Here is a 21,831-nt window from a genome sequence, read left to right on the forward strand (position 1 = left end):
TAAATACCCCCCGGGCGCGGGGGGGGGCGCCCCCCCGGGCGGGCCGCCGCTCCTCGTCTCCGTCGGGGCCGGCCGTCCTGAACCGTCACCGGGTCACTTGACCGGCGACCGCCCGTCAGTCCTCCGCGGAGTCCTCGTCGTCGCCGCCCGTCCGCGGTGGCTTCGGCGGCCGCGGACGGCCACCAGGGGTGTCCCGCCGGTACGAGCCGTCGCCGCCGTCCGCCGTGGCGTGCCCGCCCGGCGGGTTGACGTCCCGTCGGCGCAGATACCGCTCGAACTCGCGGGCGATCGCCTCGCCCGACGCCTCCGGCAACTCTGCGGTGTCCCGGGCCTCCTCCAGCGTCTGGACGTACTCGGCGACCTCGCTGTCCTCCGCCGCCAGCTGGTCCACGCCGAGCTGCCAGGCACGCGCGTCCTCCGGCAGCTCGCCCAGCGGGATGCGCAGGTCGAGCAGGTCCTCCAGACGGTTGAGCAGGGCCAGGGTGGCCTTCGGGTTCGGCGGCTGGGACACATAGTGCGGAACCGCCGCCCACAGCGAGACGGCCGGGACCCCCGCGTGCGTGCAGGCCTCCTGGAGCACGCCCACGATGCCCGTGGGGCCCTCGTACTTGGTCTCCTCCAGATCCATCCGGCGGGCCAGGTCCGCGTCGGATGTGGTCCCGCTGATGGGGACCGGACGCGTGTGCGGGGTGTCGCCGAGCAGGGCCCCCAGGATGACCACCAGCTCCACACCCAGCTCATGGGCGAAGCCCAGCAGCTCGTTGCAGAACGAGCGCCAGCGCATCGACGGCTCGATGCCGCGGACCAGGACCAGGTCGCGGGGCTTCTCGCCACCGACGCGGACCACCGAGAGCCGGGTCGTGGGCCAGGTGATCTTGCGGACCCCGGCCTCCATGAACACGGTGGGGCGGTTCACCTGGAAGTCGTAGTAGTCCTCGGCGTCCAGCGCCGCGAACACCTCGCCCTTCCATTCCCTGTCCAGATGCGCGACCGCGGTGGAAGCGGCGTCGCCGGCATCGTTCCAGCCCTCGAACGCGGCCACCATGACCGGGTCGATCAGCTCGGGAACCCCCTCGAGCTCGATCACCCAGCGCCTCCTTCCGACGTTCCCTCACGTACGTCCCAACCTTACGGCGTGCGGCGGGGACGCCCGCAGCCCCCTTGCACGGGGGAGTGAACGGATGACTGCCCCGTACGGGGCCGTGGAACACCCATGATCGTCACTCAGGGCGTGCCGTCCCCCGAAGGGGGTCCCCTGCCGACGGCTCAAATCCCGGCTTGTCGACTGGGCGGCGACCGCCCCCTGTTGCCGCTCACCGGCCAGGGGCGCCGCCACGACCGTCGCGGCCGGCTCCAAGACCGAACGCCTGCCGGCACCCTCGGGCCGCCGCCCCGCCGAGGGTCGTCCGTGCCCGCTTCCGCATCAGGATCCGCCCGTCGACGACCGTTTCCCGTACGTCCGCACACTGTGCCGCATACGCCGGCGTCGGCCACACATCGTGACGAGGACACAGATGCGGCCGCCCCACGTCCAGCAGCATCAGATCCGCCCGCTTGCCGCCCCTCCAGGGACCCCAGCCGCTCTCCGAGCCCTAGCGTGCGGGCACCCTCGGCCCTCGCCATCCGCACCGCCCGTTCGGCGCCGACCGCGCTCGGGTCACCGTCCGCCTTGTGCACCGGCCGCCGGCCGCATCGCACCGAGCAGATCGAGCGTGGGGGAGCTGACCGTACCGTCCGTGCCGAGCCCGACGGCCACTCCGCGCCCAGCAGCCGCGGCACCGGCGCGATCCCGCAGCGCAGCTGGAGGTTGGAGACCGGACGGCTGCCGTGCCGTGCTTCGGCGGTAGCGGCCTCGGCCGCGCTCTCCGCGGCGTGCAGACGCAGCCGCGCCCCGAACTCACGTGCCGGCGCGGCGATCTCGGAGAGCCGGCCGGGGGAGAGGGCGTACACGCAGTGCGCGAACACCACGTGCCGCTTACCGGGCGCATGGGTGGTCCGGGCGGCCAGGTCCCGGCGGGCCCATTACAGGCGCCCCTCGTGGCTCCTGCGGTCGGGGCAGTCCGGGACGTGCATGAAGACCGGGCCGGTCAGCAGCCGCCGCCCCGCCCCCCGCGCCGCCGCCTAGTGGAACAAGTACATGTCGAGTGCCGGGGTCACCCCGGCGCGCACACTCTCGGCGACCGCGACCCGTACGCCCGCCGCCACGCTCACCGGAGACAGCAACTCGGCCTCCCAGCGAAGCACGGACAGCTCCGGCGTCGGTGTTCTCGTCCGCCGCATACCGCGCCCGCAGCTTTCCGGACTCTCCCATGGCGAGGATCTCCGGATCCGCTCACTCATGCCCTGCGCTCCTCGGAAAGCAGCCGCAGCGCCTGCAGGGAGACGACCGCCCCGTGCTCCACACCCCGGGCCACCACCGCGCGGTACGGGTTGTAGCCGCCGGTGGAGAACGAGGCGTTCTCGTCGACCAGTTCGTCGGCGTTGGCCCCGTCCACCACGAGTACGCCGCCCGCCACGAGCCCGCGCAGCGAGGCGGTCACCAGCAGAGCGGACAGCTCCATCTCGATCGCCGCGAGACCCGCCCCGTCGTACGCGTTCAGCGGGATCAGCCCGGGCTGGAAGGCCGCACGGGTCCACACGATCCCCCGGTGGTGCGGCACGCCCGCCTCCCGCGCCGCGCGCTGCAGGGCGAGGACCGCCTCGGGTGCCGACACGGCCGGGTACTCGGGCGGCAGCAACTGCCGGGTCACGCCGTCGTCCCGCACGGCGGCCTCGGCGATCACCAGGTCGCCGTCGCCGATTCCCGGTTTCATCGAGCCCGCCGTGCCCAGCCGTAGGAACGTGCGAACCCCCGCGTCCGCCAGCTCCTGGAAGAGCAGGATCGCCCCCGGTGCCCCCACCCCGTGCGAGGCCACGGTCACCCCCAGTCCCTTCCAGCTCCCCCGGAACACCCGGTACTCGCGGTGGTACGAGACCTCCTCGGCGCCCTCCAGCAGCGCGGCGACCGTGGCCGCGCGGGCCGGGTCGCCGACGAGGACGGCGTACGGGGGAAGCCCGGTGCGCGGGATGCGGGTGACGGGCGACAGATCCCGCGTCGTCGGGTTCTGCGTCATCGGGCGGCTCCTGTGCGTCGGTGATGCCGGGGGCGTGCGCGCGGCGAAGGCCATGGCGCACCCACCGGACACCGTACGCAGCAGAAGCCCGCCCGGTGTCTCCAACGGCCCCCGCGGCCGGACCCCGTACCGGCGACCGGCTCCCCGGGCCGTGGGCGGCGCCGGACGGGCCGAAGGAGTACGGGAACGCGAAAGGGGCGGCTTCGTGCGGGAAGCCGCCCCTCGTCGCGGGGGACCTACTTCTTGTCGAGCAGGTCCTGCACCTTGCCGCGCACCTCGTCCGTGGCCAGGCCGCGGATCGTCAGGGTGGTGCGGCGGCGCAGCACGTCATCCGCCGTCTCGGCCCACTCGTTGTCCCGGGCGTAGACGACCTGCGCCCAGATCTCCGGCGCGTCCGGGTGGACACGCTCGCCCAGCTCGGGGTTCTCGTTGGCGAGACGCGCGATGTCGAACGCCAGCGAGCCGTAGTGGGTCGCCAGGTGCTTGGCGGTGTCCGGCGCCATGCGCGGACCGGGCGCCGGACCGTCGACGACCAGCCGGTGGGCGACCGCGCGCGGGTTGGCGATGCCCGGCAGCGGCAGCTTCTTCGGCAGCGTGGAGATCGGCTCGAAGTCGTCGCCGAGCGGACGGCCCGGCAGCGACTCCAGCTTCTGCATGACCGTACGGCCGATGTGCCGGAAGGTGGTCCACTTGCCGCCCGCGACGGACAGCATGCCGCCCTTGCCCTCGGTGACGACGGTCTCGCGCTTGGCCTTGGCCGTGTCGCCGGGGCCGCCGGGCAGCACCCGCAGACCGGCGAAGGCGTAGGTGATCAGCTCGCGCCGCAGCTGCTGGTCGCGGACGGAGAAGGCCGCCTCGTCGAGGATCTGGGCGATGTCCTTCTCGTTCACCCCGACCTCGGCCGGATCGCCCTCGTACTCCTCGTCCGTGGTGCCGAGCAGCAGCATGTCCTCCCAGGGGAGGGCGAAGGTGATGCGGTACTTGTCGATCGGCGTCGCGAGCGCCGCCTTCCAGGGGGAGGTGCGCTTGAGGACCAGGTGCACACCCTTGGACAGGCGTATGGAGGGCGCCGCGTTCGGGTCCTCCATCCGGCGCAGGTGGTCGACCCAGGGGCCGGTCGCGTTCAGCACCAGCCGCGCCTCGACACCGAACTCGTCCCCGGACAGCCGGTCCCTCAGCTCGGCACCGGTGACCCGGCCGCGGGTGAAGCGCAGGCCGGTGACCTCCGCATGGTTCAGCACGACGGCCCCCGCCTCGACGGCCGCGCGGACCGTCATCAGCGCCATGCGGGCGTCGTTCATCTGGTCGTCGCCGTACACGGCCACGGCCTTGAGGTTCTCGGTGCGCAGCTCCGGCACGTCCTGCTGCGCCTTGGCCGGCGACAGCAGGTGGCCCACGCCGTCACCGAACGCCGACAGCGCGGAGTAGGCGAAGACGCCCGCCCCGAGCTTCGCCGCGCCGTGCGGCCCGCCCTTGTACACGGGGAGGTAGAACGTGAGCGGGTTCGCCAGGTGGGGGGCCACCTGACGGGAGACCGCACGGCGCTCGAAGTGGTTCTCCGCCACCAGCTTCACCGCGCCGGTCTGCAGGTAGCGCAGTCCGCCGTGGAGCAGCTTGGAGGAGGCGGAGGAGGTGGCGCCGGCGAAGTCGCCGGCGTCCACCAGCGCCACCCGCAGGCCCGACTGCGCGGCATGCCAGGCCGTGGAGATGCCCAGGATCCCGCCACCGATCACCAGGAGGTCGTACGTCGCCTTGGACAGCTGCTCCCGGGTCTCGGTGCGGCTCGCGTGGGAGCCGTAGGCCGGGTGGGTCCCCAGAGCCGGGACACTCTGCAGGGTGGTCATTGCGAATTACTCCTCGTCTTCGATCCAGCCCATGGTCCGCTCGACGGCCTTGAGCCAGTTCTTGTACTCACGGTCGCGGGTCTCCGCGTCCATGTGGGGCGTCCACTCGGCGGCCCGGCGCCAGTTGGCGCGCAGGTCGTCGGTGCTGGTCCAGAAGCCGACGGCGAGACCGGCGGCGTAGGCGGCGCCGAGGCAGGTGGTCTCGGCGACCATCGGGCGCACCACCGGTGCGTCCAGGACGTCCGAGAGCGTCTGCATCAGCAGGTTGTTGGAGGTCATGCCGCCGTCGACCTTGAGGGCCGCGAGCTCGACGCCGGAGTCCTTCGTCATGGCGTCGGTGATCTCGCGGGTCTGCCAGGCGGTGGCCTCCAGGACGGCGCGCGCGAGGTGCGCCTTGGTGACGTACCGGGTCAGACCGGCGATCACACCGCGGGCGTCGGAGCGCCAGTACGGGGCGAACAGACCGGAGAAGGCCGGTACGAAGTAGGCGCCGCCGTTGTCCTCGACCGACAGCGCGAGAGTCTCGATCTCGGCGGCGGTGGAGATCAGGCCCATCTGGTCGCGCATCCACTGCACCAGGGAGCCGGTGACGGCGATCGAACCCTCCAGGGCGTAGACCGGCTCCTGGTCGCCGATCCGGTAGCCGACGGTGGTCAGCAGGCCCGAGTAGGAGTTGATGATCTTCTCACCGGTGTTCATCAGCATGAAGGTGCCGGTGCCGTAGGTGGACTTGGCCTCGCCCTCGGAGAAGCAGGTCTGGCCGAACAGGGCCGCCTGCTGGTCGCCGAGCGCGGAGGCCACCGGGATGCCGCCGAGCAGCTCGCCGAGGCGCCCGCCGCTGATCTCGCCGTAGACCTCGGCGGAGGAGCGGATCTCCGGCAGCATCGCGAGCGGCACGCCGATGGACTCGGCGATCTTCTCGTCCCACTCCAAGGTGTGCAGGTTCATCAGCATGGTGCGGGAGGCGTTGGTGACGTCGGTGACGTGGTGGCCGCCGTCGACACCGCCTGTCAGGTTCCAGATGACCCAGGTGTCCATGGTGCCGAAGAGGATGTCCCCGGCCTCGGCGCGCTCCCGCAGACCCTCGACGTTGTCGAGCAGCCAGCGGGCCTTGGGGCCGGCGAAGTACGAGGCCAGCGGAAGGCCGGTCTCACGGCGGAAGCGGTCCTGGCCGACGTTGCGGCCGAGCTCCTTGCAGAGCGCGTCGGTGCGGGTGTCCTGCCAGACGATCGCGTTGTGGACGGGCTCACCGGTGTTCTTGTCCCACAGCACGGTGGTCTCGCGCTGGTTGGTGATGCCGATGGCCTTGATGTCGTCACGGGTGATGCCGGCCTTCTCGATGGCTCCGGCGACGACTTCCTGGACGTTGGTCCAGATCTCGGTGGCGTTGTGCTCGACCCAGCCCGGCTTCGGGAAGATCTGCTCGTGCTCCTTCTGGTCGACGGAGACGATACGGCCGTCCCGGTCGAAGACGATGCAGCGCGAAGAGGTCGTGCCCTGGTCGATGGCGGCGATGAACGGGCCGGCGGTGTGTGCGTCGGTCACGGTGTGCTCCAGATTCCGTGGATATAGAGGGGCGGTCTATACGGCGCTGTGCTGAGAGGGCGAGATGTCCGGGGGGGAAGCTCAGTGGTCTCAGGCGAAGGCGACGTTGTATATGCCCGCGGCGATCGCGGCGCCGACCAGCGGACCGACGACCGGAACCCAGGCGTAGCCCCAGTCGGAGCCACCCTTGTTGGGGAGGGGGAGGAGGGCGTGCACGATGCGCGGACCGAGGTCACGGGCCGGGTTGATCGCGTAACCGGTCGGGCCGCCCAGGGAGAGGCCGATCCCGACGACCACGAACGCGGTGATCAGGGCGCCCAGGGTGCCCAGGCCGTTGCCCTTGTCGTTGAGGCCCTGCGTGAGGACCGCGAGCACCAGCACGATCGTGCCGATGATCTCCGTGGCCAGGTTCAGCACCGCGTTCCGGATCTCGGGACCGGTGGAGAAGACGCCGAGCACGGGGCCGGCCTGGGCCTCCTGTGCCTCCACGGCCTTGGTGTCCTGCGCCCCCGGACCGCCGACGATCTCTCTGTCGGTCAGGTGGGCGTGGAACTGGCCGTAGTAGGCGACCCAGACCAGGGTGGCACCGATCATGGCGCCGAGCAGCTGGCCGCCCCAGTAGACCGGGACATGGCTCCAGTCGCCGTCCTTGATGGCGAGCGCGAGCGTCACGGCAGGGTTCAGGTGGGCACCGGAGAGCGGTGCCGAGGTGTAGACCGCCGTCAGAACGGCGAAGCCCCACCCGAAGGTGATGGCCAGCCAGCCGGCGTTCCGGGCCTTGGAGGCCTTCAGTGTGACAGCGGCGCACACGCCGCCACCGAGCAGGATGAGTATGGCGGTACCGATGGTCTCGCCGATGAAGATGTCGGAGCTGGACACCCGCGACTCCTTTGTCCTTCGTCCAGGGGGAAGGCGAACCCCGGGTCCCTCCGGTGGTTCGCGCCCTCGGGGGTGAGAGCGATGTCGGCCCGTGGCGTTGTCACACTCTAACGCGTATTGCCGCAAGGTGTTCGACAATGCCGACCGATGGACGGGAGTCTCGCTTCCGGTTCGCTGGATCGTCAAGAGTCCCGTTGTCGAATGCAGGATCGTTATTGATCGCTCAGAGTTATCGATCTTGGAGTGGGCGCGCATCACGCGCGAACAGGCACGTTTCGAGGCCGCCCCGGGTGGCGGAGACGGCGTGCGGAGGGGCCTGGCGGACCGGATCGTCACGCTGTGTCACCCGGCGGGGCGCTGGAGGAGGCGTATTCCGGCCAGGCGGGGGGCCTGGGGCCGGGGGGCCTGGACGTCATGCGCCCGCCGGAGCCTCCCGCGGGCGTGCGAAAAGGCCGGTACGTCGTGCACCGGCCCCAGGTCCTCGCTTCGAGGGGGCGGAGGGCTCAGAACCGCCCGGCGCCCAGATCCCGCGACACCGCGCGGGCGCAGTCGCGGACCGCCGCGATGAGCTCCGGGCGCAGCTCGCCGTCACGGCACACCCGTTCCACGGCGCCGGTGACGCCCACCGCGCCCACCGGCATCCGCCGCCGGTCGTGGATGGGCGCGGCCACCGAAGCCACCCCGGTCCATGTCTCCTCGACGTCCGCCGCGTACCCCCGGGCCCTGATCAGGTCCAGCAGGTGCTCGAAATCGTCCAGATCGCACACCGTCCGGTCGGTGAACGCCTTACGGTCGTTCTCCAGCGCCTCGCTGTGCGCCACCGGGTCGTACGCCGACAGCACCTTGCCGAGCGCCGTGGAGTGCAGTGGCTGCATGGCCCCGATCTCCAGGACCTGCCGGCTGTCGTCGGGACGGAAGACGTGGTGCACGATCAGTACGCCTTGCTGGTGCAGCACACCCAGATAGACGCTCTCCCCGCTGGCCCGGGCCAGGTCGTCCGTCCACACCAGGGCGCGCGCCCTCAGCTCGTGCACGTCGAGATACGTGGTCCCTAGACGCAGCAGTTCGGCCCCCAGCTGGTAGCGGCCGGATGCCGCGTCCTGCTCGACGAACCCCTCCTGCTGGAGTGTGCGGAGTATGCCGTGGGCCGTGCCCTTGGCGAGACCCAGTGACGAGGCGATGTCCGACAGGCCGAGCCGTCGCTCGCCGCCCGCGAGCAGCCGCAGCATCGCGGCCGCCCGTTCGAGCGACTGGATGTTCCGTGCCATCGCCGTGCTGCCTCCGTCCTTCGACCGTCCGCCGACCGTCGTATACCGCCGTTCGGCAATGCCGAACACTACCGGTCGATGCCGACCTCCCGCTAATGGGTCGTCGCCATCCGTTCCGCAGAAATCCCCGTGCGGGTCATATGAGGCACGCCCGTCCGCCCCGTGGACGCCCCTGACCGTACGGCGCGCCGGGGGCTACCCTGGCCGCGTGCGTCTTCCATGGGAAGCGCAAAGCCGACAGCCGTCGCACTCCAGGGAGCATCTTCCATGGCCTCGTTGCCGAACCCGTCCCTTTCGTCCGCCTCCGACCCCCGGACCCGAGTCGAAGCCCTCCGGGAAGCCCTCGCCACGCGTGTCGTGGTGGCCGACGGCGCGATGGGCACGATGCTCCAGGCCCAGGACCCGACGCTGGAGGACTTCCAGGGCCTCGAAGGCTGCAACGAGATCCTCAACCTCACCCGCCCGGACATCGTCCGCTCGGTCCACGAGGCCTACTTCGCGGTGGGCGTCGACTGCGTCGAGACCAACACCTTCGGGGCCAACCACGCGGCCATGGCCGAGTACGAGATCGCCGACCGCGTGTACGAGCTGTCCGAGGCGGGCGCCCGGATCGCCCGCGAGGTCGCCGACACGTTCGCCGCCGACGACGGCCGCCGGCGCTGGGTGCTGGGCTCCATCGGCCCCGGCACCAAGCTGCCCACCCTCGGGCACGTCGCCTACACCACGATCCGTGACGGCTTCCAGGCCAATGCGGAGGGCCTGCTCGCCGGCGGCGCCGACGCCCTGATCGTCGAGACCACGCAGGACCTGCTGCAGACCAAGGCATCGGTCCTGGGCGCCCGCCGCGCCATGGAGGCCACCGGCATCGAGGTGCCCCTGCTGTGCTCGATGGCCTTCGAGACCACCGGCACCATGCTGCTCGGTTCCGAGATCGGCGCGGCGCTCACCGCGCTGGAGCCGCTCGGCATCGACATGATCGGCCTGAACTGCTCGACCGGCCCCGCGGAGATGAGCGAGCACCTGCGCTACCTCACGCGCCACTCCCGCATCCCGCTGCTGTGCATGCCGAACGCCGGACTGCCGGTCCTCACCAAGGACGGCGCGCACTTCCCGCTCGGCCCCCAGGGCCTGGCCGACGCCCAGGAGAACTTCGTCCGCGACTACGGGCTCTCCCTGGTCGGCGGCTGCTGCGGCACCACCCCCGAGCATCTGCGCCAGGTCGTCGAGCGGGTCCGCGGCCTCACCCCGGTCGAGCGCAGCCCGCGGCCCGAGGCGGGCGCCGCCTCCCTCTACCAGAATGTGCCCTTCCGCCAGGACACCTCCTACCTGGCCATCGGCGAGCGCACCAACGCCAACGGCTCCAAGAAGTTCCGCGAGGCCATGCTCGACGGCCGCTGGGACGACTGCGTGGAGATGGCCCGCGAGCAGATCCGCGAGGGCGCCCACATGCTCGACCTGTGCGTCGACTACGTGGGCCGGGACGGCGTCGCCGACATGGAGGAGCTGGCCGGCCGTTTCGCCACCGCCTCCACCCTGCCGATCGTCCTCGACTCCACCGAGGTCGAGGTCATCAGGGCGGGCCTGGAGAAGCTGGGCGGCCGGGCCGTCATCAACTCCGTCAACTACGAGGACGGCGACGGCCCCGATTCCCGGTTCGCGAAGGTGACCCGGCTCGCGCGCGAGCACGGTGCCGCGCTCATCGCACTGACCATCGACGAGGAGGGCCAGGCCCGTACCCCCGAGAAGAAGGTGGAGATCGCCGAGCGGCTCATCGCCGACCTGACCGGCAACTGGGGCATCCGGGAGGAGGACATCCTCATCGACACCCTGACCTTCACCATCTGCACCGGCCAGGAGGAGTCCCGCAAGGACGGCATCGCCACCATCGAGGCGATCCGCGAGCTGAAGAGGCGCCACCCCGACGTGCAGACCACGCTGGGCCTGTCGAACATCTCCTTCGGTCTCAACCCGGCCGCCCGCATCCTGCTCAACTCCGTCTTCCTCGACGAGTGCGTCAAGGCCGGGCTGGACTCCGCGATCGTGCACGCCTCGAAGATCCTGCCGATCGCACGCTTCGACGAGGAGCAGGTCACCACCGCGCTCGACCTGATCTACGACCGCCGCACCGAGGACTACGACCCGCTGCAGAAGCTGATGGCGCTGTTCGAGGGCGCCACCGCCAAGTCCCTGAAGGCAGGCAGGGCCGAGGAACTGGCCGCGCTGCCGCTGGACGAACGTCTCAAGCGGCGCATCATCGACGGCGAGAAGAACGGCCTGGAAACCGACCTCGACGAGGCCCTTGAGACCCGCCCGGCCCTCGACATCGTCAACGAGACGCTTCTGGACGGCATGAAGGTCGTCGGTGAGCTGTTCGGCTCCGGCCAGATGCAGCTGCCGTTCGTGCTCCAGTCCGCCGAGGTCATGAAGGCCGCCGTCGCCTACCTCGAGCCGTACATGGAGAAGACCGACGAGGCGGGCAAGGGCACCATCGTGCTCGCCACCGTGCGCGGCGACGTCCACGACATCGGCAAGAACCTCGTCGACATCATCCTGTCCAACAACGGCTACAACGTCGTCAACCTCGGCATCAAGCAGCCGGTCTCCGCGATCCTCGAGGCCGCCGAGGAACACCGGGCCGACGTCATCGGCATGTCCGGGCTCCTGGTCAAGTCCACGGTGATCATGAAGGAGAACCTGGAGGAGCTCAACCAGCGGGGCCTTGCCGCCACCTACCCGGTCATCCTCGGCGGCGCCGCACTCACCCGCGCGTATGTGGAACAGGACCTGTACGAGCTGTACGAGGGCGAGGTCCGCTACGCCCGCGACGCCTTCGAGGGCCTGCGCCTGATGGACGCGCTCATCGGGGTCAAGCGGGGTGTTCCCGGGGCCAAGCTGCCCGAGCTGCGGCAGCGCCGGGTGCGGGCCGCCACCGTCGAGATCGAGGAGCGGCCGGAGGAGGGGCACGTCCGCTCCGACGTCGCCACCGACAATCCGGTGCCCACCCCGCCCTTCTGGGGGACCCGCGTCATCAAGGGCATCCCGCTCAAGGACTACGCCTCCTGGCTGGACGAGGGCGCGCTCTTCAAGGGCCAGTGGGGCCTGAAGCAGGCCCGCACGGGTGAGGGGCCGACGTACGAGGAGCTCGTCGAGACCGAGGGCCGGCCCCGGCTGCGCGGCCTGCTCGACCGGCTCCAGACGGAGAACCTCCTTGAAGCGGCCGTCGTCTACGGCTACTTCCCGTGCGTGTCCAAGGACGACGACCTGATCGTCCTCGACGAGGCGGGCAACGAGCGCACCCGGTTCACCTTCCCGCGCCAGCGCCGGGGCCGCCGGCTGTGCCTGGCCGACTTCTTCCGCCCCGAGGAGTCCGGCGAACAGGACGTCGTGGGCTTCCAGGTCGTCACCGTCGGCTCCCGGATCGGCGAGGAGACCGGGCGCCTCTTCGAGTCGAACTCATACCGCGACTACCTCGAACTGCACGGGCTGTCCGTGCAGTTGGCGGAGGCGCTCGCGGAGTACTGGCACGCGCGGGTGCGCGCCGAACTCGGCTTCGCCGGCGAGGACCCGTCCGACATCGAGGACATGTTCGCCCTCAAGTACCGCGGCGCCCGTTTCTCGCTCGGCTACGGCGCCTGCCCCGATCTGGAGGACCGCGCCAAGATCGCCCAGCTCCTCGAGCCGGAGCGGATCGGCGTGCACCTCTCCGAGGAGTTCCAGCTCCACCCGGAGCAGTCCACGGACGCCATCGTGATCCACCACCCGGAGGCGAAGTACTTCAACGCCCGCTGACCCCACTGCCCGGGGCCACAGCGAGGGAGCGACGGACCGGCGTCCGCCGCGCGGGGCCGATGCGGCGGGCGTCCGTTGCGGGGAAGGGGGCCATGCCGCGGGTGTCCGTCGGGCGGGAGCTGGGACGCGGGCGCCCGTCGCGCCGGGCCGACGTTCGTGCGGGGGCGGCGCGCCGAAGGCCGGTCATGGTGGACGCCGCGGGCGTTCGTCTCCGGGACGGCTCGGCGAGTGTGCCCGTCCGGTGGGCCCCCAGGCGGCGGGAGTCCTTCGCGCGGGGACGCCGGGCGCCCCTCCCAGGGATCACGACCCCGCGGTCCCGTGGGGCGGGCGTCGGTGTGAGGTGTCACGCGTCGCCACGCGGTTTCCCCGTGCGCGTCGTACACTGGTCGGTCCACCGCAGGCCGGTTCCCCCTCCGGGAACCGGCCTGGTCGTCCCTTGAAGGAGGTACGCCGGATGACCACAACGGTCCCCGCGCTCGGAACCCGTACGGCCGAAGGCTCGGCCCTGCAGGCTGTGCTTCTCGACATGGACGGCACCCTGGTGGACACCGAGGGATTCTGGTGGGACGTCGAGGTCGAGGTCTTCGCCTCCCTCGGTCACACCCTCGACGAGTCCTGGCGCCATGTCGTGGTCGGCGGTCCCATGACGCGCAGCGCGGGCTTCCTGATCGAGGCCACCGGCGCCGACATCACCCTCGACGAACTGAGCGTGCTGCTCAACAACGGGTTCGAGGACCGTATCGACCACAGACTGCCCCTGATGCCCGGCGCCGCGCGGCTGCTGGCCGAACTGGCGGCGCACGAGATCCCCACCGCCCTGGTCTCCGCTTCACACCGGCGCATCATCGACCGGGTCCTGGCCTCGATCGGCCCCCAGTACTTCGCCCTCACCGTCGCCGGGGACGAGGTGCCGCGCACCAAGCCGTTCCCGGACCCCTACCTGCTGGCGGCCTCGGGCCTCGACGCGGACCCCGCCAGGTGCGCGGTCATCGAGGACACCGCCACCGGTGTCGCGGCCGCCGAGGCGGCCGGCTGCCGGGTGGTCGCCGTGCCGTCCGTCGCGCCCATCGCCCCCACCCCCGGCCGCACCGTGGTGACCTCTCTCGAGGAGGTCGACCTGCCATTTCTCCGGCGTTTGATGACGGAAATGCGTTGAGCGTTCACCGAGCGTGCTTCACGAATGGAAGAAATACCGTCGGCCGCTCAAACGAATAAATAAATACCGGCCTCCCGGCCGAATTCAGATGTCTCTCAGTGCACTTGAGAGTGTGACGTTCGTCACGCGTTCGGGGGTCGACAGTGAATGCGAAGTGTGCTGAACCCCCCTCTTCGGGGGGTCCAGGCGTGCCCTTGTGTCCCGATTGGTGGAACGCTGCACGAATCCTTCCCTGCGCGCTTTTTCGGTCCGTCCGCAACCGGTTTCGCAGCGTGATGGGAACTCAACTCCGGTGGCGGTGAGCCTTCCTGTAGGCGCGGTCTAATCTCGTCGCGAGCACATCGCCACATCCCCGTGATCCGTCGCACCACCCATGCTTGACGGATACACGGATCCAACAGCCCTGGAGAAACTCGAGCATGAACCGCAAGACTTTGGTGCTGCCGGCCGTCGTCGGTCTGCTCACCCCCGTCCTCGCTGCCTGCGGCGGGTCCGACAGTGGGGGCAAGAGCGGTGACGCCATCGTCGTCGGAACCACCGACCGGTTCACCGCCTCCAACGACGCGCCCGCGCCCGTCGACCCGGCGTACGCGTACGACGTCGGCAGCTGGAACATCCTGCGCCAGACCGTGCAGACCCTGATGGTCCAGCCTCGCGGTGACGGCGAGCCCGAGCCCGAGGCCGCCGAGAGCTGCGGCTTCACCGACACCGGCAACGAGCGCTACGCCTGCAAGCTGCGCAGCGGCCTGAAGTTCTCCAACGGCGACCCGGTCAACGCGGCCGCCGTGAAGTTCTCCATCGACCGCGCCCTCTCGATCAAGGCCGACAGCGGCGTCTTCGCACTGCTGTCCACCATCGACACCGTCGAGACGCAGGGCGACAACGAAGTCGTCTTCCACCTGAAGACCGCGGACGCCACCTTCCCGTTCAAGCTGTCGACGCCGGTCGCCGGCATCGTCGACCCCAAGGACTACGAGAAGAACAAGCTCCGCGACGGCTTCCAGATCGACGGCTCGGGCCCGTACACGATGCAGGCCGAGGTCCAGAACAACGAGCTGGTCAAGGCCACCTTCACCAAGAACCCCGACTACAAGGGCCTGCTGACGCCCAAGAACGACAAGGTGGTTCTGGAGCCCTTCAAGGACGCCGACAGCATGGGCACCGCCCTCGACAAGGGCGACATCGACGTCATGACCCGCCAGATGTCCCCGGAGCAGATCCGCAAGCTCCAGAACGACACCACGGGCAAGGTCAACCTCGTGGAGATGCCGGGCCTCGAGATCCGCTACCTCGGCTTCAACACCGATGCCTCCTCGGTCAAGAGCAAGGCCGTCCGCCAGGCCATGGCCCAGGTCGTCGACCGCAGCGCCCTCGTCTCCAAGGTGTACGGCAGCGAGGCCCAGGCCCTGTACTCGCTGGTCCCGGCCACCATCACCGGCCACACCAACGCGTTCTTCAACAAGTACAGCGACCCGAACGTGGCCAAGGCCCGCACGCTGCTGAACAAGGCGAACATCACCACCCCGGTGAAGCTGACGCTGCACTACACGACCGACCACTACGGCTCGGCCACCGCCCAGGAGTTCGGGGTGCTCAAGCAGCAGCTCAACGCCAGCGGCCTGTTCGACGTCAGCATCCAGGGCGCCACCTGGGACAAGTTCCGCCCGGCCGAGAAGAAGGGCCAGTACGACGTCTACGGGATGGGCTGGTTCCCGGACTTCCCGGACGCCGACAACTACCTCGCGCCGTTCCTCGACAAGGACAACACCCTCGGCTCGCCGTACGACAACACCGAGATCCGCAACACCCTGATCCCGCAGTCCCGGCGTGAGGCCGACCGTCTCACCGCGTCGAAGAGCCTCAGCGACATCCAGGACATCGTCGCCGACGATGTGCCGATCCTCCCGCTGTGGCAGGGCAAGCAGTACGTCGCCACCCGGGACGACATCACGGGCAGCGAGTACGCGATGAACTCCTCCTCCACGCTCCAGCTGTGGGAGCTCGGCCGGGGTGTGAGCGACTGACCCCACCCGCCCCAGCGAACCCCCGGGCCGCCCGGCCCGGGGGCCATTGCCATGTCCGCGATACCATCCGGAGGCTCCTGCACGGTCCGGCCCATCCGAGCCGGCCAACAAGAACCGAAGACAAGGCACATGCACGTGAACATGCGCAACCAGTTGCCGGTGCTGATCGTGACCACGGGTCTGGCCGCCGGCCTGCTCGCCGGATGCGGCTCCGAGACCGACGACTCCTCGGGCACGGGCTCACCCGTCGTGATGGGAATGTCCGACGACGTCCTGGCCACCGACCCGGCCTCCGGCTACGACCCCGGATCCTGGCTGCTGTTCAACAACGTCTTCCAGTCCCTGCTGAGCTTTCCCAAGGGCGGCACCGAACCCGAGCCGGAGGCCGCCCGGCAGTGCTCGTTCACCGACACGGAGACCAGGGTCTATTCGTGCACGCTCAAGGACGGACTGAAGTTCAGCAACGGTGACCCGCTCACCTCGAAGGACGTCAAGTTCTCCTTCGACCGCATGCTGAAGATCAACGACTCCGCCGGTCCCGCCATCATGTTCCCCATGCTCGGCTCGGTGGCGGCCCCGGACGAGAAAACGGTCGTCTTCCGGCTGAAGTACGCCGACGCGACCTTCCCCAGCAAGATAGCCTCCGGCGCCGGGGCGATCGTGGACCACAAGGTCTACCCCGCCGACGCCCTGCGAAAGGACGGCCAGGCGGTGGGCTCCGGCCCCTACAAGCTGGACTCCTTCGGCAAGGACAAGGCCGTCTTCTCCGTCAACGGCGCCTACCGGGGCGGCGTCAAGCCCCGCAACTCCGGTGTCACCATACGGTTCTTCCACGGCGACCAGTCCGCCCTCAAGAAGGCCCTGCTGAACCGGGAGGTCGACCTCGCCTACCGCGGTCTCGCCGCCTCCGACATCGCCGACATCGACAACGACACCTCCACCGGCAGGGGAATCGAGGTCGTCGAAGGCTCCAGCGCCGAGGTCCAGCACCTGGTCTTCAACATGAACGACCCGATGGCCGGCAAGCTCGGCGTCCGTAAGGCCATCGCCTACCTCCTGGACCGCGAGGCCCTCGTCAGCAAGGTCTACAACGACACCGCGACCCCGCTCTACTCGATCATCCCCGCCGGTATCACCGGACACCAGACCTCGTTCTTCGACGCCTACGGCGCCCGCCCTTCGAAGGCACGGGCCGCGGCCGCACTGCGCGCCGCGGGCATCACCGGCAAGGTACCGCTGACGCTGTGGTCGACCCCCTCTCGCTACGGACCCGCCACCGACGAGGAGCTGAAGACCATCGCCCGGCAGCTCACCGAGAGCGGGCTGTTCGAGGCGACCGTCAAGTCCGTCCCCTTCGGCCAGTACGAGAAGGACATCGCAGCCGGAAAGTACGGCGTGTACGTCAAGGGCTGGGTGCCCGACTACCCGGACCCCGACAACTTCACCGCCCCGTTCTTCGGCAAGGGCAACGTGCTGGACAACCACTACGCCAACAGCACGATCACCGGCGACCTGATCCCCAAGACGGCCGCCGAGAGCGACCGTTCGGCGACCGACGCCGACTACAGCCGGCTCCAGGACATCGTCGCCGAGGACGTCCCCGTCATCCCCGTCTGGCAGGCCAAGCAGTACGCCGTCGCGCGCGACGACGTCTACGGCCTCGAGTACTGCCTCGACGCCTCGACCGTCTTCCGGTTCTGGGAGATCAGCAAGGGCTGAGCGACACCGTGCGAACGCGGGCCCCGGGCGGCCGGGGCCGCGGCTACTGCGCGCCCGGGCGCACCAGCCCGCTCTCGTACGCGTACACCGCGGCCTGCACCCGGTCCCGCAGCCCCAGCTTCGTGAGCACATGACCGACGTGCGTCTTCACCGTGGTCTCGCTGACGAACAGGTCGGCGGCGATCTCCGCGTTGGACAGGCCCCGCGCCACCAGCTTCAGCACCTCCACCTCGCGCTCGGTGAGGGTGTGCAGCGTGTCCGGAACCGGCTCGTCCCCGGACGGCAGATGTCCCGCGTACTTGTCCAGGAGGCGGCGCGTGATGCTCGGAGCGAGCATGGCCTCGCCCGCCGCGACCACACGGATCGCCTGCACCAGCTCGTCGGCGGGGGCGTCCTTGAGGAGGAACCCGCTGGCACCGGCGCGCAACGCCTCCACCACGTACTCGTCCAGATCGAAGGTGGTCAGCACCAGCACCTTCGCCGGGCCGTCCCGCCCGGGCCCGGTGATCTGCCGGGTCGCCTCCACCCCGTCCATCCGCGGCATGCGGATGTCCATCAGCACCACATCGGGCTGCAGCGCACGCACCTGGTCGAGCGCCTGGAGGCCGTCTCCGGCCTCGCCGACGACCGCGATGTCCGGCTCGGCCTCAAGGATCATCCGGAAGCCCGTGCGCAGCAGCGGCTGGTCGTCGACCAGTAGGACGCGGATGGCCACGTAAGTCTCCTTCGCTAGTCCGGCCCCATTCTGCCCTGCTCGTCGCCAGCCGCTTCGGGCGCCCTGACCACCGCCGACGGCGCCTGCCCGGCAGCGGCCCCACCGTCAGCGCGCACCGGCAGCGGATAGGGCGGGGGAGTGCCGCCGAACTCCGGGCACACGGCCTGATGGTCGCACCAGCCGCACAGCTTGGTCGGGCGCGGCCGCCAGTCGCCCGTGCGGGTCGCCAGCCGGATCGCCTCCCACAGCGCGAGCAGTTTGCGCTCGACACGCTCCAGATCGGCGGGCACCGGGTCGTAGGTCACCACGTCGCCACTGCCGAGATAGACCAGCTGCAACCGCCGGGGGACGACCTTCTTCAGCCGCCACACCACCAGGGCGTAGAACTTCATCTGGAACAGCGCGCCCTCGGCGTACTCGGGCCGGGGCGCCTTGCCGGTCTTGTAGTCGACGATCCGCACCTCGCCCGTGGGCGCGACATCGACGCGGTCGATGATCCCGCGCAGCTTCAGCCCGGACTCCAGCTCGGCCTCGAGAAACAGCTCCCGCTCGGCGGGCTCCAGGCGGGTCGGGTCCTCCAGAGTGAACCAGCGCTCGACGAGCTGCTCGGCCTCGCCCAGCCAGCGCGCCAGCCGCTCACCGCCAGGATCGTCCGCGAACAGCTCCTCGACCTCGGGCCTGGCCTCCCGCAGCCGGTCCCACTGCCCCGGGACGAGGGACTTGGCCCGCGGCGCGGTCCGCTCGACCGCCGGCGCGTCGAACAGCCGCTCCAGCACCGCATGCACCAGCGTGCCCCGGGTCGCCGCCTCGCTCGGCTTCTCCGGCAGTTTGTCGATCACCCGGAAGCGGTACAGAAGCGGACACTGCATGAAGTCACCGGCGCGCGACGGCGACAGGGACTCCGGAGGCGCGGCGGCCACGGCGGATGGCCGGGCGGAGCCGTCGGTGCTGGTATCCATGCCCACAGACCATACGGCCCGCCACTGACAGTGACACAGCCGCGCCCCGGCCGGGCCGCACCGGGCGCCGACCCGAGCGGTGCCCGCCACGGCCGGGAAAACAGAGGGGGTGCCGGGGCGGAACACGGCCCGACGGCCGAATACCATCGACCCAGACCCTCCCACCCGGCACAACCGGGCCGGGGAGACGCTTCGATCGAGGGGACATCGTGGACGAGAGCGGCGGGAGCGGACGGCCGCGCCCCGGCAACGGCGGGGCGACCGACCGCGAGGCACCCCCCACGGCACGGCCCGCCGACGCCGCAGACCCCGAGAAGGACCGCGGCCGCCCGTCGACCGGGCCGACCTCGTCCGAGGAGACGGCGGACGCGGTGCCGGACGCGCAGCCCGCACAGACCCCGGTGGGCGGCGAACCGCCGACTCCCACGGACGACGGCACCGCCCGGCCGGCCCAAGCCGACGGGGACGACACCGAGCCCGCTTCCGCAGGACACCCCGCCGACGCCTCCTCCGCCCGCAGCCACGCCCACGCGGGAGGCTTCGGCAGGGGCCGCCCCCCGCAGCGCTCCAGGGAACCCGGCGGCGGCATCCTCATGGGGCGGCCCTTCGGTGTCCCCGTCTACGTCGCCCCCAGCTGGTTCCTCGTCGCCGCCCTGATCACCTGGGTGTTCGGCGGTCAGCTCGACCGCGTGCTGCCCCAGCTCGGCGCCGCCCGCTACCTCGTCTCCCTCTTCTTCGCCGTCGCCTTCTACGCCTCGGTCCTCGTCCACGAACTCGCCCACACCGTCGCGGCCCTCCGCTTCAAACTGCCGGTGCGCCGCATCCAGCTCCAGTTCTTCGGCGGCGTTTCCGAGATCGAGAAAGAGGCCGAGACCCCGGGCCGGGAGTTCGTCCTGGCGTTCGTGGGCCCCCTGCTGTCCCTCGCCCTCGCCGGGATCTTCTACCTCGCCGTGCAGACCGTCCAGCCCGGCACCGTCCCCGGCGTCCTGCTGGCCGGCCTGATGATCTCCAACCTCATCGTGGCCGCCTTCAACCTGCTCCCCGGCCTTCCCCTCGACGGCGGCCGCATGCTGCGCGCCGTCGTCTGGAAGATCACCGGCAGGCCGATGAGCGGCACCGTCGCAGCCGCCTGGGTCGGCCGCGCCCTCGCCATCTCGGTCCTGATCGGCCTGCCGCTGCTCACCCAGTCCGGCGCCCTCGGCACCACCGCCGAGGACAACGTCGGCATGGACACGGTCACCGACGCCCTGCTCGCCGCCATCCTCGCCGCCATCATCTGGACCGGCGCCGGCAACAGCCTCCGCGCGGCCCGCCTGCGCGAACACCTTCCCGAGCTGCGGGCCCGTACTCTCACCCGCCGCGCGGTCCCGGTGGAGACCAACACTTCCCTGTCCGAGGCCCTGCGCCGCGCCAACGCCGCCGGCGCCCGAGCCCTCGTCGTCGTCGACGGCCAGGGACGGCCCCTCTCGCTCGTGCGTGAGTCCGCCATCGCCGGCGTACCCGATCACCGCCGCCCCTGGGTCTACGCCAGCGAACTCGCCCAGGAGCTCACCGACGGCATGCGCGTCTCCGCGGAACTCGCGGGCGAAGACCTCCTCGAAGCCCTGCGCGCCAACCCCGCGACCGAATATCTCGTCGTCGAGGAGAACGGCGAGATCTACGGCGTCCTGTCCGCCGCGGACGTCGAGCGCGCCTTCGTGAAGGCCATGGCCCGCCCGAGCTGAAGTCCCGGCCCCTCGGCGTGGTCGGCGGCCCCTGCCGGGACCGGTAGGCTGGTCACATGTCCGAACCGACCGGTGCCGCCCGCCGTCGCGGGCCCTTCAAGGTCGGGGACCAGGTACAGCTGACCGATCCCAAGGGCCGCCACTACACGTTCACGCTCGAAGCGGGGAAGAACTTCCACACCCACAAGGGTTCCTTCCCGCACGACGAACTGATCGGCGCTCCCGAGGGCAGCGTTGTCCGCACCACCGGGAACGTCGCCTACCTCGCGCTGCGCCCCCTGCTCCCCGACTACGTCCTGTCCATGCCCCGCGGGGCGGCCGTCGTCTACCCCAAGGACGCGGGGCAGATCCTCGCCTTCGCCGACATCTTCCCCGGCGCTCGCGTCGTGGAGGCCGGCGTCGGCTCCGGCTCGCTCAGCAGCTTCCTGCTGCGCGCCATCGGCGACCAGGGCATGCTCCACAGCTACGAGCGCCGCGCCGACTTCGCCGAGATCGCACAGGCCAACGTCGAACGCTACTTCGGCGGCCCCCACCCCGCCTGGCAGCTCACCGTCGGCGACCTCCAGGACAACCTGAGCGACACCGACGTCGACCGAGTCATCCTGGACATGCTCGCCCCCTGGGAGTGCCTGGAGGCCGTCTCCAAGGCGCTCGTCCCCGGCGGCATCCTGTGCTGCTACGTGGCCACCACCACCCAGCTCGCGCGCACCGTCGAGTCCATCCGCGAGATCGGCTGCTTCAACGAGCCGACCGCCTGGGAGACGATGATCCGCAACTGGCACATCGAGGGCCTGGCCGTCCGCCCCGACCACCGGATGATCGGTCACACCGGCTTCCTCCTCACCGCCCGGCGCCTCGCCGACGGCGTCGAGCCGCCCATGCGCCGCCGCCGCCCCGCCAAGGGCGCCTACGGCGAGGACTACGCCGGCCCCAACGCCGACGCAGGCGCCGCCGGCCGCTGAGACGGCCGCGCACCACAGGCAACGCAAGAGCGCCGTGGTCGAGTTCCCGCACCTCCCGCGGAACTCGGCCACGGCGCTCTTGCGTTGATGCCTCCGCGCTATCCGGAACTTGACCCACCACCAGAAGTGCGCCC

14 protein-coding genes and 1 pseudogene are annotated in these 21,831 nt (G+C 70.5%); 6 read left to right on the forward strand and 9 right to left on the reverse strand.

Annotated elements, in window-relative coordinates:
• Positions 1–115 precede the first annotated feature (115 nt).
• From LZ604_RS29650 to LZ604_RS29680, 7 genes and pseudogenes are all read right to left on the reverse strand, one after another.
• Positions 116–1,087 (reverse strand): PAC2 family protein, encoded by a 972-nt coding sequence (locus LZ604_RS29650; protein ID WP_234518875.1) that lies wholly within the window; start codon positions 1,085–1,087, stop codon positions 116–118.
• A 226-nt stretch (positions 1,088–1,313) separates the two neighbouring features.
• Positions 1,314–2,244, reverse strand: a pseudogene (locus LZ604_RS29655) (amidohydrolase family protein); the annotation flags it as partial.
• A gap of 92 nt (positions 2,245–2,336) precedes the next feature.
• A complete protein-coding gene (locus tag LZ604_RS29660; RefSeq protein ID WP_234518876.1) occupies positions 2,337–3,113 on the reverse strand; it encodes a nucleoside phosphorylase in 777 nt (258 codons plus the stop codon).
• A gap of 236 nt (positions 3,114–3,349) precedes the next feature.
• Positions 3,350–4,957 (reverse strand): glycerol-3-phosphate dehydrogenase/oxidase, encoded by a 1,608-nt coding sequence (locus LZ604_RS29665; RefSeq protein WP_234518877.1) that lies wholly within the window; start codon positions 4,955–4,957, stop codon positions 3,350–3,352.
• Positions 4,958–4,963: 6 nt separating this feature from the next.
• Positions 4,964–6,502 (reverse strand): glycerol kinase GlpK, encoded by a 1,539-nt coding sequence (gene glpK, locus LZ604_RS29670; RefSeq protein ID WP_234518878.1) that lies wholly within the window; start codon positions 6,500–6,502, stop codon positions 4,964–4,966.
• Positions 6,503–6,592: 90 nt separating this feature from the next.
• On the reverse strand, positions 6,593–7,381 hold the full coding sequence (locus LZ604_RS29675) for an MIP/aquaporin family protein (protein ID WP_234518879.1): 789 nt from the start codon (positions 7,379–7,381) through the stop codon (positions 6,593–6,595).
• Positions 7,382–7,884: 503 nt separating this feature from the next.
• Positions 7,885–8,649, reverse strand: coding sequence for an IclR family transcriptional regulator (locus LZ604_RS29680; RefSeq protein WP_234518880.1), 765 nt, complete (start codon positions 8,647–8,649; stop codon positions 7,885–7,887).
• A gap of 267 nt (positions 8,650–8,916) precedes the next feature.
• On the opposite strand from LZ604_RS29680, the gene metH reads away from it, so the two are divergent.
• From metH to LZ604_RS29700, 4 genes are all read left to right on the forward strand, one after another.
• Positions 8,917–12,438 (forward strand): methionine synthase, encoded by a 3,522-nt coding sequence (gene metH / locus LZ604_RS29685; protein WP_234518881.1) that lies wholly within the window; start codon positions 8,917–8,919, stop codon positions 12,436–12,438.
• Between the two features lie 454 nt (positions 12,439–12,892).
• A complete protein-coding gene (locus LZ604_RS29690; protein WP_234518883.1) occupies positions 12,893–13,594 on the forward strand; it encodes an HAD family hydrolase in 702 nt (233 codons plus the stop codon).
• A 419-nt stretch (positions 13,595–14,013) separates the two neighbouring features.
• Positions 14,014–15,618, forward strand: coding sequence for an ABC transporter substrate-binding protein (locus tag LZ604_RS29695; RefSeq protein ID WP_234518885.1), 1,605 nt, complete (start codon positions 14,014–14,016; stop codon positions 15,616–15,618).
• A 135-nt stretch (positions 15,619–15,753) separates the two neighbouring features.
• Positions 15,754–17,337 carry an ABC transporter substrate-binding protein gene (locus tag LZ604_RS29700; RefSeq protein ID WP_234518938.1) on the forward strand — a complete coding sequence of 528 codons (1,584 nt, stop codon included), beginning with the start codon at positions 15,754–15,756 and terminating at the stop codon, positions 17,335–17,337.
• Positions 17,338–17,380: 43 nt separating this feature from the next.
• Here the strand turns inward: LZ604_RS29700 and LZ604_RS29705 are convergent, their stop codons facing one another.
• Both LZ604_RS29705 and LZ604_RS29710 read right to left on the reverse strand, forming a co-directional pair.
• Complete coding sequence (locus tag LZ604_RS29705; protein ID WP_234518887.1) at positions 17,381–18,052, reverse strand: response regulator; 672 nt, start codon at positions 18,050–18,052, stop codon at positions 17,381–17,383.
• A gap of 14 nt (positions 18,053–18,066) precedes the next feature.
• Positions 18,067–19,011 carry a RecB family exonuclease gene (locus LZ604_RS29710; protein WP_234518889.1) on the reverse strand — a complete coding sequence of 315 codons (945 nt, stop codon included), beginning with the start codon at positions 19,009–19,011 and terminating at the stop codon, positions 18,067–18,069.
• Positions 19,012–19,220: 209 nt separating this feature from the next.
• Here LZ604_RS29710 and LZ604_RS29715 point away from each other — a divergent pair, with 209 nt between their 5' ends.
• Together LZ604_RS29715 and LZ604_RS29720 are read left to right on the forward strand one after the other, a co-directional pair.
• Positions 19,221–20,735, forward strand: coding sequence for a site-2 protease family protein (locus tag LZ604_RS29715; RefSeq protein ID WP_234518891.1), 1,515 nt, complete (start codon positions 19,221–19,223; stop codon positions 20,733–20,735).
• 56 nt (positions 20,736–20,791) lie between these two features.
• Complete coding sequence (locus LZ604_RS29720) at positions 20,792–21,697, forward strand: tRNA (adenine-N1)-methyltransferase (protein WP_234518893.1); 906 nt, start codon at positions 20,792–20,794, stop codon at positions 21,695–21,697.
• The last annotated feature ends 134 nt before the right edge of the window (positions 21,698–21,831 follow it).

Origin of the sequence: Streptomyces glomeratus, assembly GCF_021462825.1 — a bacterium.
In the GTDB taxonomy this organism is placed as follows: domain Bacteria; phylum Actinomycetota; class Actinomycetes; order Streptomycetales; family Streptomycetaceae; genus Streptomyces; species Streptomyces glomeratus.

Coding starts and splice junctions, on each gene's coding strand:
- LZ604_RS29710 (WP_234518889.1), bottom strand. CDS start 19,011: ATGGATACCAGCACCGACGGCTCCGCCCGGCCATCCGCCGTGGCCGCC.
- LZ604_RS29665 (WP_234518877.1), bottom strand. CDS start 4,957: ATGACCACCCTGCAGAGTGTCCCGGCTCTGGGGACCCACCCGGCCTAC.
- LZ604_RS29720 (WP_234518893.1), top strand. CDS start 20,792: ATGTCCGAACCGACCGGTGCCGCCCGCCGTCGCGGGCCCTTCAAGGTC.
- LZ604_RS29690 (WP_234518883.1), top strand. CDS start 12,893: ATGACCACAACGGTCCCCGCGCTCGGAACCCGTACGGCCGAAGGCTCG.
- LZ604_RS29695 (WP_234518885.1), top strand. CDS start 14,014: ATGAACCGCAAGACTTTGGTGCTGCCGGCCGTCGTCGGTCTGCTCACC.
- LZ604_RS29660 (WP_234518876.1), bottom strand. CDS start 3,113: ATGACGCAGAACCCGACGACGCGGGATCTGTCGCCCGTCACCCGCATC.
- metH (WP_234518881.1), top strand. CDS start 8,917: ATGGCCTCGTTGCCGAACCCGTCCCTTTCGTCCGCCTCCGACCCCCGG.
- LZ604_RS29680 (WP_234518880.1), bottom strand. CDS start 8,649: ATGGCACGGAACATCCAGTCGCTCGAACGGGCGGCCGCGATGCTGCGG.